The sequence below is a fragment of the Psychrobacter sp. UBA6291 genome (assembly GCF_002439405.1).
Lineage (GTDB): Bacteria > Pseudomonadota > Gammaproteobacteria > Pseudomonadales > Moraxellaceae > Psychrobacter > Psychrobacter faecalis.
Genome location: NZ_DJUD01000034.1, coordinates 1 through 17,940, shown reverse-complemented (window position 1 = coordinate 17,940; position 17,940 = coordinate 1). Strand labels below are relative to the sequence as shown.

Genomic DNA, 17,940 nt, shown 5'->3' with positions numbered 1-17,940 from the left:
CTTGCTTACTTTCCTGCTTTGGCTTCCTTAAGTGCATTTCGCCGAGCCATAAACCCTCATCATTCATGCTGCCCTTATCATTAAAAATGACGCAGCAGACCGATGGCTCTAGTTTCTCACAATCTTATTCATATAAACAATTAAATACGTTAACGGTTTTATGCGGTTTTTTTAAACAGGCGAAGCCTACCAAAAGGCGTACTGATAAAGCCGAGAATATAACAAATCTAGCAGACTTTGCTAGGTTTTTGGTTTTTTTTACGGTTTTATCTTTATAATGAGCGCCTTTACACAAATCTTAACGTTGCGTTTGCTTTTTTATACCCCAAATTTTCAAGGTTAGTGTCATGGACATATCACTCTCTATCGAGATTATTTTAATGCTGACGGCTGTTGCGGCGCTGGCAGGTTTTATCGATGCTATCGCGGGCGGCGGTGGTTTATTGACCATTCCTGCTATGCTGCTTGCCAATATTCCACCCGTACTAACCTTGGGGACGAATAAGTTACAAGCAGCGTCAGGCGCGCTCGCGGCGTCCATTACGATGATTAGAAAAGGTGTCGTCAAACCGAAGAATATAAAAACGGCGATTATCGCGGCTTTTATCGGTTCTGTTCTTGGTACGATTGCCGTACAGTTGTCACCGCCTGATTTATTAGAAAAGCTGATTCCGTTTTTGATTGCGGCGATTGGTATTTATACTTTATTTGCCCCAAGGCTGGGTGAAGTAGAGGCCGCACCGCGTATCTCAGAAAGCAAGTGGCAAAAAGTAGTGGCGCCCTTGATTGGGTTTTATGATGGTTATATGGGACCGGGTACGGGGATGTTTTTTGCTTTAGGAAATGTGGCGCTGCGTGGTCGTCAAATTATTGAAGCAACGGGCGCGGCAAAGGTGCTAAATTTATCTACCAATATTGGCTCGCTTATTTTCTTTATCTTGGGCGGTAATGTGCTGTGGAAAGTGGGACTGGCAATGATGGTTGGGCAGACGATTGGCGCTTATTTTGGCTCGCATATGGTCGTTAAAGGCGGCAGTAAACTTATTCGTCCGATGATTGTGTTGGTTTGTTTGGCAATGCTAACCAAATATGTGCTTGGTTAACGATAGTTATTTTGAGGTTAAAATAGTCTTTATAAGTTAAAAAAGCTTTATTCCAGCAGTATCGTCACGGTCTTAAGTTATTTCGTCTATATATCAATTTCCAAACCCTTACTCAAGACAGAAAAAAACCTCAGTCCACATTTGGCTGAGGTTTTTATTATGCATTTTTATAAGTGACTAATTGATATTACCCGCCAGCCATGCTTGACCTAACCACGTTTAATATCGTCGTATTCACTGCCCATAATGCCATCGCTAAAGACTTCAGAGAATTCGCGCTCGCTATTTTCATCGATATGACCATCGAATACGTCTTTTGTACCCGCATCAGGGTCGTTATAAATTGCCAAATCCATCTTGCCTTCTGACTTTGCGACGATAGCGGTCACAGCGGCATCGCCACTGACGTTGACGGCGGTACGTAACATATCAAGGATACGGTCAACCCCTAAGATCAGACCAATGCCTTCAATCGGTAAGCCTACTTGCGCAAATACCATCGATAGCATGATTAAACCAACGCCAGGAACGCCTGCCGTACCGACAGAGGCGAGCACGGACATCAGAATAACGACTAGATAGTCGGTCACACCCAAATCAATACCGTAAATATTGGCAATAAAAATGGTCGCGGTTCCCTGCATGATGGCGGTGCCATCCATGTTGATGGTCGCACCAAATGGTACCGTGAACGACGCAACAGAGTTATTGACCCCCATGCGTTTGGTAACGGTACGCAAGGTAATCGGAATCGTCGCATTTGAGCTTGAGGTACTAAACGCAAAAATCTGTACTTCGCGCATTTTTGTTAAAAAGGTTCGCACCGAGAGGCCTGAAGCCAGCTTCAGAACAATCATCATGGTCACAAAGAAATGAAAAGCAAGCGAGCCAATCAATACCGCAACGTAACCAAGCAGCGACCAGATAAGGTCTAAGCCAAGCTCTGACATGGCTTTTGCTAATAGCGCAAACACACCATAAGGGGCGAGGTTCATAATGATGGTCACCATTTTTAAGATGACTTCGTTAATAAGCTCCAAGCTTTGCACCAAACCTTTGGCAGGCTTACCAACCATCAAGATACTGATTCCGATTAAGATAGCAAAGAAAATAATCGATAACATATCGCCATTTGCCATCGCGCTGATGGGGTTAGATGGGATAATATTGGAGAATACATCGAGCAGAGGCGGTGCTGACTGCGCTTCAAATGCCGCTTCCGTCTCGATATCCATGCCTTTACCGATGCCAAACAAAACCCCAAGACCAATCGCCGTCGCAATAGCCAGCGCTGTTGTCATCATATAGATAAAAAAGGTCTTGGTGCCGATACGACCAAGCAAGCGAATATCACCGATGCCGCAAACCCCACAAATAAGCGAAATCAGTACCAAAGGCACAACCAGCATTTTTAGCGAGTTAACAAACAACTTACCGATAATGGCAAATAAGCCATTGGTCACATAGTCACTAACAAAGCTGCCTTCGGTATTTAATCCTGAGTAGTTTATAAATAAACCCAGTATGATACCCAGCACCATGGCAACAATAATCTTGCCCGTTAATCCCATATTCTTCCACATAACTACTGTCCTTGGTTGCCGTAACGCGCAGCCATAAATACGCTACTTAGTATATAAGTATCGTTTTTATGCCTATTTTCGTTACGTCTAAAAGTTTGTTATCTGTCTCTGAAGTCAGATTTTGGGGACAATATAAAAGAATTGTTGGGGTAACTGCAAGAAATATTTATGACTAAAACAGGGTAAGAGAATAAACGCACGGTATTTTAATTTTATTTATCAGCAAAAATTTTTAGATTAAATTGAATGACATAAGCAATTTTTGAGTAAATTTATTGGTAGTAGTTGGGGTATAAACAAAAAAGCGAGACCATTCATATTGAATAATCTCGCTTAAGGGCGAACCGATTATGAGCAAAGGTTGGTCTTAGCGGTTTTATATCGTGACTGTTTAAAACCGCAATGACTTCACACCTTTTTATATCTTGTCATTTTCGTCACGACGTAGACCATCTTGCCATTCAGCATGATTGTCAGATTTTTCTACGCCGTTTTCTATCTCATTCTGTGTTGTGTCAGCATGCGAGTCCGTTTTATGCAGGCTATGGTTATAGCTCATACGCTCGCTCAGATGGGTTTCTGCATCACGGCGCCGCGGATCAAGCGCTTCTGCATCAGGATTTGTATCCTTAAAGTCGGCTTGTTCTTGCACTTCTTCGACCGTGTCTTGCTCACTGACCATTTTGACATCACCATCGCTTTCATAGCCGTGATCAGGGTTGTCATCGCCCGTTGATTCTTGATTATCGGCTGTGACCGCATCAGCTGTCTGCGCAGAATCATCTGTCGCAACGCCGTTACTTGCTTGTGCTTGGTTTTTTAACTGCGCATAGTCGGTGAGTTTATGTACCGCATTATCTAAACTGTGCGGATTATCGCGAGGTTGCGCTTCAGCTAAATGCTTATCAAAGACATCGGTTAATAAGGAATCAAAACGTATGGCATTATAGCGAATCAGCTGCTCCGCCTCTGCTTCGGTAATATCACCATTTTGGCTAGCATAAACCACATGATCTTCAAAAGTCAGACCTTCGAAATGGTCTTTATGCTCCGCCTTTTTAAATTTCTGCCATAAAGGCTCTACTTCGAGCAAGGTTTGATAGGCGTTTTCCATACGCCCCATGACATCATCAGGTTCGGTGTTGTAATACACCATGGTTTTAAGGTAATCACGGAATGGATTGGCTTCAAAGTCATCCATAAAGGTATCGCCCAATTGGCGTTTGAGCTCATCACTCACTGGGGCAAAGATACGGCCACTTGGGAAGATGACAAAGCTGACCAAGCTTGCCGCCATGCGATTTGGGAAGTTGGCAAACAAAGACAAGAACGCTTCTTGAATAGTATAAAGGCTATTTTTCAGTGCCACTTCTGCATGTAAGCGCTCGGCTTCTGACTTAGAACCGTATTCGTAAAATTGCAAAATCGCTGTACAGATAAATAGATGGGCGTGAATATCTGCTAAGCGGCCAGAGAGCATCTCTTTACGTTTTAAATCACCAGCGAGTAGACCTAATGCCATATCAGCGGTCAGGGCAAATCCTGCGCTCAAACGATTGATGTCTTTATAATAAGGGCGGGTAAAGCTATCGGCAAAGTTTGGCGCATGACTGCTACCACCGACATAACCTGCGACAAAGGCTTTGGCGCCGCGATTAAAGGTATAGCCCAAATGTTTAAAGAATAAGTTATCGAACTCTTTAAGCGCGTTTTCTTTATCGTCACTTTGCAGCAGTTGTAGCTCATCAAATAGATAAGGGTGGCAACGCATCGCCCCTTGACCAAAAATCATTAACGAGCGCGTTAAAATATTTGCGCCTTCAACGGTGATAGAAACAGGGATGGCTTGATAAGGAATTGCTAAAAAGTTGCGCGGGCCCATTTGTACGGCGCGACCACCGACGACATCCATGCCGTCGTTAATGACGTCACGCATGGTTTCAGTCGCATAGTATTTTGCCATTGCCGTCATGACCGATGGCGTGCCACCTTGGTTTAGACCACAGGTAACCAGATGACGAAACGCTTCAAGCATGTAAGTGTTACTTGCCATGCTGCTGGTCACGTCCTGAATGCCTTCAAATTTACCAATCGAGATTTTGAATTGCTCGCGAACTTTTGCAAACGCCCCAACGGTCAAATAGGCAACTTCACTGGCCGACGTTGACAGCGCTGGCAAGGAAATGCCGCGGCCAACGCCCAAGCATTCCATCAGCATCCGCCAGCCGCGCCCAGCGTTTTCGACGCCGCCGATAATATAATCGAGCGGAATAAAGACGTCAGTGCCATCTACCGTACCATTCATAAATGGCGAGCCAACTGGATTATGTCGCGGTCCGGTGATGACGCCTTCGTGACTGGCAGGCACCAATGCACAGGTAATACCGTAATCGGTCTTTTTAGGGTCACCAAGCAGACCTTCTGGGTCATACATTTTAAAGGCTAAGCCAACGACGGTAGCAATAGGCGCTAGAGTAATCCAGCGCTTAGAGAAGTTCATACGCAGGCCGAGCACTTGCTCGCCTTCATGCATGCCATAGCAAACCACACCCGTATCAGGAATCGCGCCAGCGTCAGAACCCGCCTCAGGGCCGGTCAAACCAAAACAGGGGATTTCATCGCCTTTGGCAAGGCCCGGTAGCCAGCGTTGCTTTTGCGCATCGGTACCATAATGCATCAAAAGCTCACCAGGGCCAAGTGAGTTTGGCACCATGCAAGTAACGGCAGCGGTTGGTGAGCGCGAGGCAATCTTACTCATCACGCGGCTTTGGGCATACGAGCTAAATTCCAGTCCGCCGTATTCTTTTGGAATGATTAAGCCCAAAAAGCCATTGTCTTTGATAAAGCGCCACGCTTCTGGAGACAACTCTTTATCTTCGTGGTGGATTTTCCACTCATCAAGCATCGCGCACAGCACTTCGACTTCATTATCAATAAAGCTTTGTTCTTCTTCTGACAATTCAGGATACGGGTATTTAGCAAAGGTATCCCAATTTGGCGCGCCCATAAACAGCTCTTTTTCCCACCAACTGGTACCAGCATCGAGCGCTTCACGTTCGGTATCACTCATGCTTGGCATGGCGCCGCCCAAAGCTTTATAGACGGGCTTGGTAATCAATGATTGGCGCAGCGGCGCGATGAGCAATACTAAGCATAGTAGCGCTAACGGTATGCCTAAGATGAGCGACCATGAACTGATAAAGGCGGTGACGAGGACGGTCACGAGGGCGACGATACTACCGGTGACACGGGATAAAGATAATAAAAAGATGGCCAAGACCATGGCTAACTGAATGAGGATTGCCAAAATAAAAAAGCCAATGGCCATGACTGTCTCCTTGCTAACGCCGCATACACCAGCGTAAAATTTAAGTGAATAAAAAAATGCAATAATGTGACTTATTATTTTAATTTTTCATTATAGCTGGGCTTAGAACAAGCTCATTTATGCTACAAATTGAATATCTGTGTTGGACTTTATTTAAAACTTAAGCTTGTTGATATCTACTGTATAAAAGCTCACGGAGCAAAAATAAAGTAAGCTACCAATATGAAACAGTTGTTTATAACTATCAAGAGCCAAAATGCTACGCTATGTCGAAAATATGTATCAAGCGTCAGACAGAAGTTGCTAGCTAAAAGGTCTCAGGCAAAAGGTGTCAGGCAAAAGGCGCTAGGCTTTTCTCAGCATACGAGAGCGTTTCATTGCGCCCGACGATGATATGGTCAACCAATGATAAATCTATTAAGTCGCAGGCTTTTTTTAGCTCATAAGTGAGTAGGTTATCGGCTGTTGAGGGGGTAGCGTCAGTATGAGGGTGATTATGAGCGACGATAAGCTGGCTGGCAGCGTGGCTCAACGCATGACGTAACACATGTTTGATGCAAACTGAACAAGAGGAAATCCCGCCAGTAAATAGTATCTCAAAATTGATGAGGTTTAATGCATTATCCAAACACAGCACGGCGAAAACTTCACGAGACTCACCGCGCAGTTGGGTGCTGATATAGTCTTTGACCATTTGCGAGCGTCCAAGCGCATGACCAGTTTTAAGCTGACTGTCCAAATAGCGTGTACCCATCTCAAGCGATGCTAGAATCTGCGCGTACTTAGCGGGACCGATACCGTGACAAGCAAGCACCGTCTCTTTTGGGGCAGCCAACAGCTCAGCTAGGCTGCCAAACTGCTCTATCAAGTGACGGGCAAGCTCAATGGCCGATTGCGACTGGGTGCCTGTGCGCAAAAATATCGCTAATATCTCGGCATCAGATAAGTGAGCGGCGCCAAATTTCAGCAGTTTTTCCCGCGGTCTATCATCTTCGTGCCAGTCTTTAATTGCCATTGTTACTCCTTAACAAAGGATGGATGCCAGATAACTGAGATAAATCTACAAAACTTCCCCTAACTTATCGCATAATTGTTACTATAAGCGCAATTTTTATCTTTCATTTTTTTATTGATGCCATGCTTATGTCAAATATTGTGCTTGCTATCACTGGCGGTATCGCCGCCTATAAATCTGCTATTTTTGCCCGTCTTTTAGTCAAAGCGGGCTTTGATGTGCGCGTCATTATGACCACAGGCGCGCAAGCCTTTATCACGCCGCTGACCTTGCAGGCTTTGACGGGTAATGAGGTACATATTTCATTACTTGATGAGCAAGCAGAAGCGGGTATGGGTCATATTGAGCTTGCTAAATGGGCAGACTTGATTGTCATTGCGCCTGCTTCTGCCAATACCTTAGCGCGGCTGGCGATGGGTATGGCAGATGATTTATTGACTACGGTCTGCTTGGCAACGACTGCGCCGGTTATCATTGCGCCAGCGATGAATCAGCAAATGTGGGCGCACCCAGCAGTGAATCTCAATGTGCAAACCCTGCGTGATATGAATTATCAAATTATTGCACCAGCCAGCGGCGAGCAGGCATGCGGTGACGTCGGAGCAGGGCGCTTGCCTGAGCCTGAGGATTTATTAGCGGAAGTGCAATTATTTACGGCTATGCAAACCACGCCACAGTTATTGGCAGGTAAACGCGTGGTGATTACCGCAGGGCCGACCGTAGAAGGTATCGATCCGGTGCGCTATTTGTCCAATCACTCTACTGGCAAAATGGGTTTTGCTTTAGCCCGTGCTTGCGTGGCCGCTGGCGCCGACGTGATTTTGATTGCTGGTGGCAAAGTTGCCTTGCCAACACCACTTAATGTCACGCGCATCGATGTGTTATCAGCGCAAGATATGTTGAAAGCCGCACAGCAATGCGTTGATGGCACGCATAGTGCGCTACAGTATTTGCCTGAAGACGCTGATGAGCATCCTCATGAACATAGCTATGACCATTCTCATCATCACGATGACTGTAATTGCGGTGAAGAGCATCAACATGAACATGCTGAAAATGAGAGTGCGGGTATAAAGGTTGCTGATATTTTTATCGCCACTGCTGCCGTCGCCGATTATCGTACCCTCGAGGCCGCACCGCAAAAAATCAAAAAAACCCAAGATGCTATGACGCTAAACTTGGTTAAAAACCCTGATATTTTAGCGACGATTTCACTTGCCCATCCTGAGCTGTTTGTCGTGGGTTTTGCAGCAGAAACGCAAGATGTCGAGCGCTATGCGCGTGGCAAGCTGCTATCTAAAGATTTGGATTTGATCGCTTGTAATGACGTTTCGCGCGCCGATATTGGTTTTGCCAGTGACGATAATGCCATGCAAGTGTTTTTCTCCGAGCGTTATGAGCACGATAATGTGATTCTTGAAAAGGCAAGTAAAGATGAGATTGCTGAGCAGTTGGCAACCATTATTGGTGAAACGATTTGGCAACGTCATCAAGCATAATTAATCATAAGAAACGGTCTAGTAATGCTGATTGCGCTGTTGTCAATGTCAGTCGCCGATATCTATCATCACTATCATTATTAGGTTATAAGTTTCTATGACTCATATGACGAATATGATGGATAGCGATAGTACCCAGACGTTATTGCTACTGGCAATTTTTGCCTTAGCATCATTGCTGCACGGTATTAGTGGACTGGGTGTGACGTTAGTAACCACCACCGCGCTTGCCAGTATTTATCCGTTACCCCATGCGATTGTCTTGGTAATTTTTCCGTCGTTATTGCTCAATGCCATGACTTGGCTGGCAGGTGGCGGGCGCAGTATTTGGCAAAACTTCATCCATTACGGTAGGCGCTATTGGTTATTGGCATTGACCAGTCTGCTCGGTAGTATGCTTGGTGCCAAGCTACTGCTGTGGGTCGATAGCGCATATATTCTATTGGTATTAGCTACGGTGATTGGCTTTTATGTCAGCAGTAACTTGCTCGGTAAGCAAATCCGTCTGCCCAATACCAAGCCTGTGTTGATTATTGTCGGGTTTAGCGCTGGTATTATTGGCGGTGCGACCAATGCCATGTCCACCATACTCATGATGTATTTATTGTCCGCCAGTAACGATAAAAACACCATCGCCAAAGTCGGCAACATGTGCTATTTCTTGGGTAAAATTGCCCAAATCATTGTTCTGCGTGAACCTATCATGGCGCTAAGTGCTAATGAGTGGCAGCTGATTATCTTACTGAGTGTATTGTCTATCGCTGCGCTGTTGGTTGGGATTCGCTTGCGTCGCTATTTACCGCAAGCCCGCTTTCGTCAGCTTATCTTGTTGATTCTTACCGTTCTCGGTATTCGGGTTGGCTGGCAAGGCATAACAGCGTTGCTATAAACTTAACGCTTAAACAAGTTTAGCGATTAAATAGATTTAATATTATAGTGGCAACGATACTGATAATAATCATGGTGACCACTGGAAAGTAAACTCGCGTATTGCCTGAGGTATGTTTGATATCGCCTGGCATATTGCCGAGCCACGAAAATGCATTTGGAAACAGCAGCCAAATAACGCCGATAATAACCAGCAAGACTCCTACACCAATCAATATTTTTGCCATTTATAACCTCACTACCTTTACTACTTTTGTCGCGTTACTTTTCTTATCTTTCCTTGCGCTGAACGCTACCCACTACTCAATCAATTCTGCAAAAAACAGCTGCTGCGCCAAACGAAACGTATTACAGTGCGCCTCAACCACGTCTTCAATATCTTCTGAATAGCCGCCGCCCATGACGATAGCAACGGGAATATTGGCCGCTTTAGCTTGTTGTAGGACAAATGCATCACGTGCCTTACAACCCTCTAGCGTCAGGCTAAGTTTGCCCAATTTATCGGTTGCCAATACATCGACCGCAGATTGATAGAACATCATATCCGGTGCAAACTCATGGATTAAGCGTGGCAGCGTATCCTCTAATATCTGTAAATACTCTGTATCAGCCGTATCATTATCCAGCTCAATATCTAAGTCTGATACTTGTTTGCGAAAAGGGTAGTTTTTTGCGCCATGCATGCTAAAAACAAAAACGCGCGGCTCATCCGCCATGATACTGGCGTTGCCATTACCTTGATGCACGTCCAAATCCACGATTAAAATTCGTTGTGCCTGTCCACGATTTAATAATAAATTGCTGGCGATACAAACATCATTAAAAACGCAAAATCCTTCGCCATGATCGGCAAAGGCATGATGAGTGCCGCCCGCAACATTCATCGCCACGCCATATTGTTGCGCATATAACGCACATTCATAGGTGGCATGGGCAATATAACGACCACGCTCTACCAACTCTGGCGTCATCTCAAAACCAATCGCTCGTGCTTCTTTTCGCGGTAATGTTTGGGTTTTAAGCTGCTGCCAATAATCCGCAGTATGCGTGGTTAAAATCTCCTCTTCGCTTAGACGTTTCGGGGCAAAGAAATTATCGCTAGTGATGGTTCCTTCGGCCAGTAAGCGCTCAGGAATCATGGTATATTTTTGCATGGGGAAGCGGTGTTTTTCGGGTACGGAATAACGAAAAATGTCCGAGTAAGCAATTTTTAGCATAGTATTAACATATGTCTTTTAAAAAGTAATTTAAGAACAGAAGGTAAAAGAATAGAGAGATTTAAGCGTTTTGAATGTAGGGGGTTGGTGAGTAATTGTAAGAGCGACAAATACTGAGTTTGCGCAATGGATTACTGAACAAATTGCGTGGGTAAGAAAAAGGTGCGCGCATCCTCTTGTCGATATAGCGCCATCAATAGCTCTTGCAACTCTGTAGCAGGATTTTGATTGTTGACCAATTCACTAAATATCTCATAAGTCACCGTGGTCATCGCGATGACGCTTTGTAATAAGTGCTCAATGGTACTTTCATCCATACCGACCGCTTCGACATCGATGGCGTTTTTGTAGCGTATTTCGCCATCATTGATATCCATTTCGAGGTTGCCAATCAGCATGTCGTAATTGATTTGGGTAATCAGTAACATCGCAGCACTTTGATGGCTTTCGGGTATTAAGAACGGCAAGATACCATAGACGGCCAATAGGTTGTTATGTTCTTGCACGCGAAACAGATAGCCGCAATCAAGCTTTTTATTACGCATTCTAAAAGACAAATAGTGTGATTGCTGGCTGTCATTATTGTCGCTGTCACTGCTTTTGGGTCGATAATGGTTATAATGCCATTGTTGCTCGTCAAAATACTGCTTAAGATAATTGACAATGGGAGTGTCATTGAGCGCATTTTGCTGCGTCATGCTGTCGATGTCATTATCAAAATCAAAATAAGCGTCAGTATCAGTATCAGTGCTGCTATCTAAGCGACTATCAAGATTGCTACTAAGGCTGCTATAAATAACCTCATCGAAGTGATTATCAACGTGGTTATCAACGCTGTGGTTTGCGCTACGGTTCACATTATGGTTTAAGTCAGGGCTAGAGCCGCTAATATCCGTATCATCGTTTTTATTACCTTTAGCGTCTTTAAGACAGCTTTCTATACCATTATCTTTATTACTATCACCTTCATTTTCTAAAAGATAAGCGTTGTTTTTATCCTGTTTTGTCAGACTTGAATCTGAACTCAAGTCCGAGTCCAAGTCGTTATCAATCTTCGTGTCGTCAATAGTAGCCTGTTCAGTTGCCATACTAAGCAGCTTCTTGATTCTTTGCCATAAGCTGAGTTTAGAAGATTGGCTCATAGATAATAGCTGACTAATAAAGGGTGGATAATAAAAGTTTAGAGAAAACCGTACGCTACAACATCAGATTAATTGCTGCCAAATACCAGTCCTGCTTTGATACACGGCTGGGCGTAAAACGCTTGCAGCATCTCTGTTATATGCGCCGTAAACCATAAGCTTTCAAGAGCGTCCGTGATGACAGGGAGCAGGGCAGTACTCAATTGCGTTATTGCCTGCTCATCGACGTGTAAACTTGCCGCAATAGTGGCGATACTATCATCCTGATGGTTGGTATACCAAGTATCGACGCTTGCTGCCACAAGGCTGTGCAAGTAAGGCGATAGGCGCAGCCGGTTATAGCTTTGTTGGATGCTGTTTTCAATATGGGCGATACTGCTATCGTTAGGCTCATCGCGTAGATAAGTTTGGATTTCGCTGATTGGTTTTTCTTTGATGCGCCCCCAACCGGAGACCAATAAGCGCGCAACCTCTTCGTTGGATAAATGCGCTTGAGCGTTGGCTTCTGCTCGGCGTGTTAAGTCTTTAATATTGCGATGCAGGTAGGACTGCAATTTTTCATCAAGATTGCGATTGGTAGCTTTTTCAAACGAGCTGCGCCCAAGTTTCATCAGTTTACCAGCAGGGCCCGCTTTATCTAGCGTGGTTTCCATAAAGTCGTTGATAGCGTGATACAGCGTTTGCGTCAATAAATCAGCAAAGGTTTCATTGCCAACCAACGTATGTACCAAGATATTACGCTGCTCTTCATGACTGCCGACATAGCTGGCTAAAATCTCAACTTGGCTGTCATCGACTAATTCTGATAAAGGTACATTATCATTAACCGGATGATAAATAATAGTATGCAAAATATCACGAATATCGCGTCGTACTACCTCGCTTAGCGGCTGCTTAAGAAACCAACCATTAATAAGGTGTTGTAAATCATCGCTGCTGATATATTTGCTTAATGGCTGCTCGCCAAACCACTGCCAAGCCTGTGTTGTTAACGGCTGGGCTTGCGCATGCAGCCATTGCTGCATAAAGGCAACTTGCGCCTCGATTAAGCTGTCGAGCGTTAGGTTGGTGCTCGTAGCACTTTGAGTGTCTAAATTTTGGCTATCTTTTGAAGTCTGCGTAGGTTTTGAGGTCATAGTAATCGACAATTTGTTATACTGTGGGGTTAAAGTAAGCATAAGGTATTATGCCACGAACGTCAGCGGTGTTTGTGATGAATATTGCCTGCTGCTTAATAAATAAATGAGAGGTTTGGATGACGGCTCTGAATACAGCTTTACTTGCGCTTGATAAGCTAACGGTTCAGCGCGGTGAGATCCCTTTATGTGAAGGCGTGACGCTCAATCTTGCTACGGGCAGCATTTGTCATTTAGTCGGTGCTAATGGTACTGGCAAAACGACGCTACTGATGCAATTGGCTGGATTATTGCCCGTGCTGAGCGGTGAAGTTATTTATCAAGGAGCAATAAGTTTGCCCGAGCACCCTTTATACGTGTCGCACCAGTTGGGTATTCATCCAAACTTGACGGTCGCCCAAAACCTCACTTTTTTGCTTAATTTATATGGCATTAGCCCAAGTACAGCTGATATCGATGACGCCCTTACGTGGGTAGGGTTACAAGGGTTTGAGACCATCAGCTCAAGCCATTTGTCTGCGGGGCAAACACGGCGCATTACCCTTGCACGGCTTTACTTATTAACACCTGAGGTCACGCCTTTATGGCTACTCGATGAGCCATTTACCGCGCTTGACGTCGAGATGGTAGCACGCATGGAAGATAGGTTGCGCGAATTTGCTACGGCTGGCGGTGCGATACTAATGACTAGTCACCAAGCCGTCGGCGTTGCCAATCAAGTGCTCGATTTGTCCGATTATATGGTGTAAATGCTATCAATATAACTGCCATAAACATCAATCTAACTGCGACAAACGTCAATATAAGTGCGACAAGCATGAGTGGAAGAGCCAATAAATGATAGACACAGACAGTGCAGTAAAAACCGTGAATACAAGCTCGAATGCTAACACTTCAAATGCTAATACAGCTGCTGCACGCGGTATCAGTTTTATGCAGCTTTGGCGCCGCGAATGGCAGGTGAAGCAGCAAGGCGCGGTGCAGTGGTTATATCCTCTGGTATTGTTTTTAGTGATTATCACCTTGTTTCCGTTAGCGGTTGGCAGCGAACCTGCTTTACTGCTGCGCCTTGGGGTGTCCGCAGTTTGGATTGCCGCTCTATTGTCATTGGTAATGGGTGTCGATGGCTTATTTAAGCCTGCGCTTGATAATGGCACCTTGGCGCAACTGGTCGTCGCTAAAGCGTCGCTGCCTCTATGGGTGCTGATTCGTTTGATTATTCACTGGATTTTTAGTAGCGGTATTGTGGCGGCATTAAGTTTGCTTGCTGTGCCTTTATTTCAGCTTAGCTGGTTTGAGGCATGGATATTGATGGCATCTATTATCACTGGCAGTCCAATGTTATTAATGCTTTCAGCGGTTGCCAGTAGTTTGACGTTATCACTAAAAAACGGTGCGGTGCTGGTGCCTTTGATTGCCTTACCGATGCAGTTGCCGGTATTGATTTTTGCGACTGGTGCGGTTGATTTATTTGCCACAGGTCTCAACGGCTTGCCGATTTTAGCGTTATTATTAGCAGGTAGCATCATTTCGGTACTGGTGATGCCATGGGTGATTGCCCTAACCTTAAAAATGGCATGGTTAAATTAACAATTAATGTTGGCATGTTATATTCAGGTCAATATTAAAAAGAGGCAGCGGGGCTGGGATAAATTTTTCGTCGCCTCTGTCGGCGTAGGCACAGCAAGCAAGAAAAATTTGCACCAGTCACGCGGCATAGTATTGTCTATCCATTTCATTTAGTATCGACTATATACCTTTTCTGATGAAAGCCCTTTATCTTAACAGCATGATGAAAACTGGCAACTTTGCTATAATAGGCTATTCAACAAATAATCACGTGTAGATTCTATCCAGCGTTTAACGTCAGCAAGTTAGCGGGTAGGCGTATGAATCATGCGTTTTACTCGATAATCACCAGCTGCGCAATAGGTTTATTCCCATGCCCAACCTGAATAATGTCTCATCTCCTAGCCTGTGGCAACGCATTTGGCAGGTCTTTTTGACCACTGTGGGTACCAAGCAGTTTTTTCGTATCTTTGCGCCTTGGGTTAAGTGGCTCGCGATATTAGCCGGTCTCTGTCTGCTCATCGGTAGCGTTTGGGGCTTGGCATTTGCGCCGCCGGATTATTTGCAAGGCAATAGCTATCGCATTATTTTTATCCATGTACCCGCTGCTAGTCTCGCTATCTCTATTTATTTTGCCTTAGCAGTACTGGGTGTTATTTATCTGGTATGGAAAATTAAGACCGCAAGCCTCGTGGCGCAAGCACTGGCTCCGATGGGGTTTTTGCTTTGTGTGATTAGTTTATTGACCGGTTCTATTTGGGCAAAACCGACGTGGGGGACGTATTGGGTTTGGGATGCACGCTTGACGTCTATGCTCATTTTGGCGTTTTTATATGCGGGCGTCATGGCGTTGTTTGCCGCCTTTGAACATACTGCCAATCGCGGTAAAGCGGCCGCTATTTTGTCTATCGTTGGCGCGGTAAACTTGCCTATTATTAAGTACTCGGTGCAGTGGTGGAATACTTTGCACCAAGGTTCAACCTTTACCCTGACGGCGGCACCAAAAATGTCGGCAGATATGTGGCTGCCTTTACTACTGATGATTATTGGTAGTTATTTACTGGTCGCCTCATTGGCCATTTATCGGACCAATACCCTGATTTTATATCGCGACCAAGGCAAAGCATGGGTCAAAGAATACGTTCGTAGCCAAAATAAATAATCCTAAAATACAACCATAAACCAAGCAAATAACGGCTAGGGAAATAAAATGCAGCCTTACTTTTATAGCGTCTCTGAGTTTATTGCCATGGGTGAGCATGGCGTGTTTGTCTGGTCATGCTGGGCAATTACGGTTGGCGTGATGCTGTTTTTTATTATTTATAGTCGCCGTCAACGCCAAGCGCTTATCAAGCAGCTATCCATTCAGCAAGCGCGTCAAGCACAGCGCACAGCTAAAACACCCAATCCTAAAACCAAACAACCATCCTAAACAATTCTCCTTAAAAAATTCTTTTTAATATCAAATTTTTAGCCTATCAAATAATAATGCCTTACTGGTAAATATATGACCGCATCGGTTGCTGGGGGGGGCTTATTGATTTGGGCAAAAAATGCTACCATATAGGTATTAGAAAAGTACGGTTGGACGGGCGTATTGTCAAGTCAGTCTAATAGGAATTTCTTTAATATTTTCTGTTTTGCAAATGCGTAGTTTGTAAAGCAGCGACTCATCAATGAGGTAGTGGTATGAACGCAGTTCGTCGCAAAAAACTGATGTGGGTTATGTTTACGCTTGCAGGGGCGGCGATTGCCGTGGTATTGGTGATTTATGCCATTGGGCAACAGACCGATTACTACTTTGACGCCACCGCCATTGCGCAAGGTGAAGCGCCGCAGGATAAGCGTATCCGCGCTGGTGGTATGGTCGTTGCCGGTAGTGTCCAACGTGCGCCAGATGACCCGTTAAGCGTGGAGTTTGCGATCACCGACTTTGAATCAACCGTGCCGGTGACTTATCAAGGTATTTTGCCAGATTTGTTCGCTGAAAACTCAGGCGTGGTAGCAACGGGTAAAATGCAAGGCGATACCTTTGTCGCAGGCGAAGTATTGGCCAAACATGATGAAAACTATATGCCGCCAGAAGTTGCTAAATCGATGAAAGAAAACAATCGCAATGGCGCAGTGCCTTCTTCTGAGCAATATAATCCTGCAGAAAAAATCCATAAGACCGATACTTTGCAGCAGTAATGGTTATTATAAAAAGTATTCAATATAAGAAAGCCAGTGACCTTTATCACTGGCTTTTTTGTGCTTACTCTCATTTTTACTTTACTATGGCTTACTAATCATCCCATTCTGGTGAATAATCTGGATGCTTGATTTTACGGCCATCGCTACGCGCTAAGCTACCAATTTTCTCGAGTTCATCTGCACTGAGCGTCACCTTGACAGCATCTAAGTTGCCTTGTAAGTGTTCAGGATTGGACGTTTTTGGAATCGCAATACGCTGCTTATCAGATAAAATCCACGCTAGTGAAACTTGCGCTGGCGTAATCCCGTGCTTATCAGCAATTTCCTTAATCACTTCATTATCAAACACATCACCACGCGCGAGCGGCGAGTAAGATTCTAATAAAATATGGTGATTGTTTAAAAAAGTTTGCAGGGTGTTTTGCTTAATAAAGGGGTGAAACTCAACCTGATTAACGGAAATAGGCACATCAGCATATTTTTTAGCCTCGATAATATTGGCGATATTAAAGTTAGATACCCCAATATTACGAGTCAGCCCTTGTTTTTGTAGCTCGCAAAGCGCTGGCATCGTTTCAGACAAAGGCACCCGATCATCAGGCCAATGCAGCAGCAGTAAATCAACATAATCAGTATCTAAGTTTTCTAACGAGCGCTTGGCCGCAGCGATAAGTTTTTCTGGCTCAAACTTCATGTCATCAGGAAATATTTTGGTCGTTAAAAAGAACTTATCACGCGCGACGCCTGATTGCTTAATGCCTTTTCCTACCTCGACTTCATTATCATAAGCTTGGGCGGTATCAATATGCTCATAGCCCATTTGTAGCCCTTGGCTGACCACATCGATACAGTCTTGTCCCGTTGATTGCCATGTACCCAGTCCGAGTACCGGAATGTTCGCTTGTCCAGCGGTGCGAATATTATAAGTTTTAGCACGCATATTATTATCCTTGTTTTTTTGTGATTTATTAATGGTTCTTATCGTTATTAATAGAGAATTTGAGCAGACATATAAATTTCTTAAATTTTATTAAGCATCGATTTCTATTAAATCAAAGCTTATATTAAGGTGCATTCTCTAGTAAGCTTAGCCACTATAAAAAGAAAATAGGCTAAGTGAAAGAGTAAGTGACGCTTTCCTACAAACCACAAACAGGCTGTAACGTCATTGCGAGTCGTTGATTGTACCCATTCAATAAAATTTAAGAGCAAAAAAGCCCACTATTCAAAATAATGGGCTTTTTCGGTGTAATGGACAAAATTCATG

The 17,940-nt window shown here is 44.4% G+C and carries 16 protein-coding genes; 8 read left to right on the top strand and 8 right to left on the bottom strand.

Features of this window, described 5'->3' with window-relative positions:
* The first annotated feature begins 347 nt into the window (after positions 1-347).
* Positions 348-1,103, top strand: coding sequence for a TSUP family transporter (locus B3R91_RS05780; RefSeq protein WP_286796818.1), 756 nt, complete (start codon positions 348-350; stop codon positions 1,101-1,103).
* A gap of 209 nt (positions 1,104-1,312) precedes the next feature.
* Here the strand turns inward: B3R91_RS05780 and B3R91_RS05775 are convergent, their stop codons facing one another.
* From B3R91_RS05775 to radC, 3 genes are all read right to left on the bottom strand, one after another.
* On the bottom strand, positions 1,313-2,686 hold the full coding sequence (locus B3R91_RS05775; protein WP_286796817.1) for a dicarboxylate/amino acid:cation symporter: 1,374 nt from the start codon (positions 2,684-2,686) through the stop codon (positions 1,313-1,315).
* A gap of 418 nt (positions 2,687-3,104) precedes the next feature.
* Positions 3,105-6,014 carry an acyl-CoA dehydrogenase gene (locus tag B3R91_RS05770; RefSeq protein ID WP_286796816.1) on the bottom strand — a complete coding sequence of 970 codons (2,910 nt, stop codon included), beginning with the start codon at positions 6,012-6,014 and terminating at the stop codon, positions 3,105-3,107.
* 331 nt (positions 6,015-6,345) lie between these two features.
* Positions 6,346-7,029 (bottom strand): RadC family protein, encoded by a 684-nt coding sequence (radC, locus tag B3R91_RS05765; RefSeq protein ID WP_286796815.1) that lies wholly within the window; start codon positions 7,027-7,029, stop codon positions 6,346-6,348.
* Between the two features lie 128 nt (positions 7,030-7,157).
* Between radC and coaBC the strand changes: the two genes are divergently transcribed.
* Positions 7,158-8,528 (top strand): bifunctional phosphopantothenoylcysteine decarboxylase/phosphopantothenate--cysteine ligase CoaBC, encoded by a 1,371-nt coding sequence (coaBC, locus tag B3R91_RS05760; RefSeq protein ID WP_286796814.1) that lies wholly within the window; start codon positions 7,158-7,160, stop codon positions 8,526-8,528.
* A gap of 106 nt (positions 8,529-8,634) precedes the next feature.
* Positions 8,635-9,417 (top strand): sulfite exporter TauE/SafE family protein, encoded by a 783-nt coding sequence (locus tag B3R91_RS05755; RefSeq protein ID WP_286796845.1) that lies wholly within the window; start codon positions 8,635-8,637, stop codon positions 9,415-9,417.
* Between the two features lie 19 nt (positions 9,418-9,436).
* Here B3R91_RS05755 and B3R91_RS05750 read toward each other — a convergent pair whose 3' ends face one another.
* From B3R91_RS05750 to B3R91_RS05735, 4 genes are all read right to left on the bottom strand, one after another.
* Positions 9,437-9,643, bottom strand: a complete 207-nt coding sequence (locus B3R91_RS05750; protein ID WP_286796813.1) for a DUF2905 domain-containing protein — start codon at positions 9,641-9,643, stop codon at positions 9,437-9,439.
* Between the two features lie 72 nt (positions 9,644-9,715).
* The gene (locus tag B3R91_RS05745) at positions 9,716-10,633 is read right to left on the bottom strand and encodes a histone deacetylase family protein (RefSeq protein WP_144297825.1); all 918 of its coding nucleotides are present in this window, start codon (positions 10,631-10,633) and stop codon (positions 9,716-9,718) included.
* Positions 10,634-10,764: 131 nt separating this feature from the next.
* Positions 10,765-11,775, bottom strand: a complete 1,011-nt coding sequence (locus B3R91_RS05740; RefSeq protein WP_286796812.1) for a YbjN domain-containing protein — start codon at positions 11,773-11,775, stop codon at positions 10,765-10,767.
* 68 nt (positions 11,776-11,843) lie between these two features.
* Positions 11,844-12,911 carry a hypothetical protein gene (locus tag B3R91_RS05735; protein WP_286796811.1) on the bottom strand — a complete coding sequence of 356 codons (1,068 nt, stop codon included), beginning with the start codon at positions 12,909-12,911 and terminating at the stop codon, positions 11,844-11,846.
* Between the two features lie 119 nt (positions 12,912-13,030).
* Here B3R91_RS05735 and ccmA point away from each other — a divergent pair, with 119 nt between their 5' ends.
* The 5 genes from ccmA (at position 13,031) to ccmE (ending at position 16,670) form a co-directional block, all read left to right on the top strand.
* Positions 13,031-13,660, top strand: coding sequence for a heme ABC exporter ATP-binding protein CcmA (gene ccmA, locus B3R91_RS05730; RefSeq protein ID WP_286796810.1), 630 nt, complete (start codon positions 13,031-13,033; stop codon positions 13,658-13,660).
* Between the two features lie 184 nt (positions 13,661-13,844).
* On the top strand, positions 13,845-14,501 hold the full coding sequence (locus B3R91_RS05725; RefSeq protein WP_286796844.1) for a heme exporter protein CcmB: 657 nt from the start codon (positions 13,845-13,847) through the stop codon (positions 14,499-14,501).
* A 352-nt stretch (positions 14,502-14,853) separates the two neighbouring features.
* Positions 14,854-15,642 (top strand): heme ABC transporter permease CcmC, encoded by a 789-nt coding sequence (gene ccmC, locus B3R91_RS05720; RefSeq protein ID WP_144297829.1) that lies wholly within the window; start codon positions 14,854-14,856, stop codon positions 15,640-15,642.
* Positions 15,643-15,690: 48 nt separating this feature from the next.
* Positions 15,691-15,912, top strand: a complete 222-nt coding sequence (gene ccmD / locus B3R91_RS05715; protein WP_286796809.1) for a heme exporter protein CcmD — start codon at positions 15,691-15,693, stop codon at positions 15,910-15,912.
* Between the two features lie 257 nt (positions 15,913-16,169).
* The gene (gene ccmE, locus B3R91_RS05710; protein ID WP_286796808.1) at positions 16,170-16,670 is read left to right on the top strand and encodes a cytochrome c maturation protein CcmE; all 501 of its coding nucleotides are present in this window, start codon (positions 16,170-16,172) and stop codon (positions 16,668-16,670) included.
* 94 nt (positions 16,671-16,764) lie between these two features.
* On the opposite strand, the gene B3R91_RS05705 is transcribed toward ccmE, so the two are convergent.
* A complete protein-coding gene (locus tag B3R91_RS05705; RefSeq protein ID WP_286796807.1) occupies positions 16,765-17,613 on the bottom strand; it encodes an aldo/keto reductase in 849 nt (282 codons plus the stop codon).
* Between the last annotated feature and the right edge of the window lie 327 nt (positions 17,614-17,940).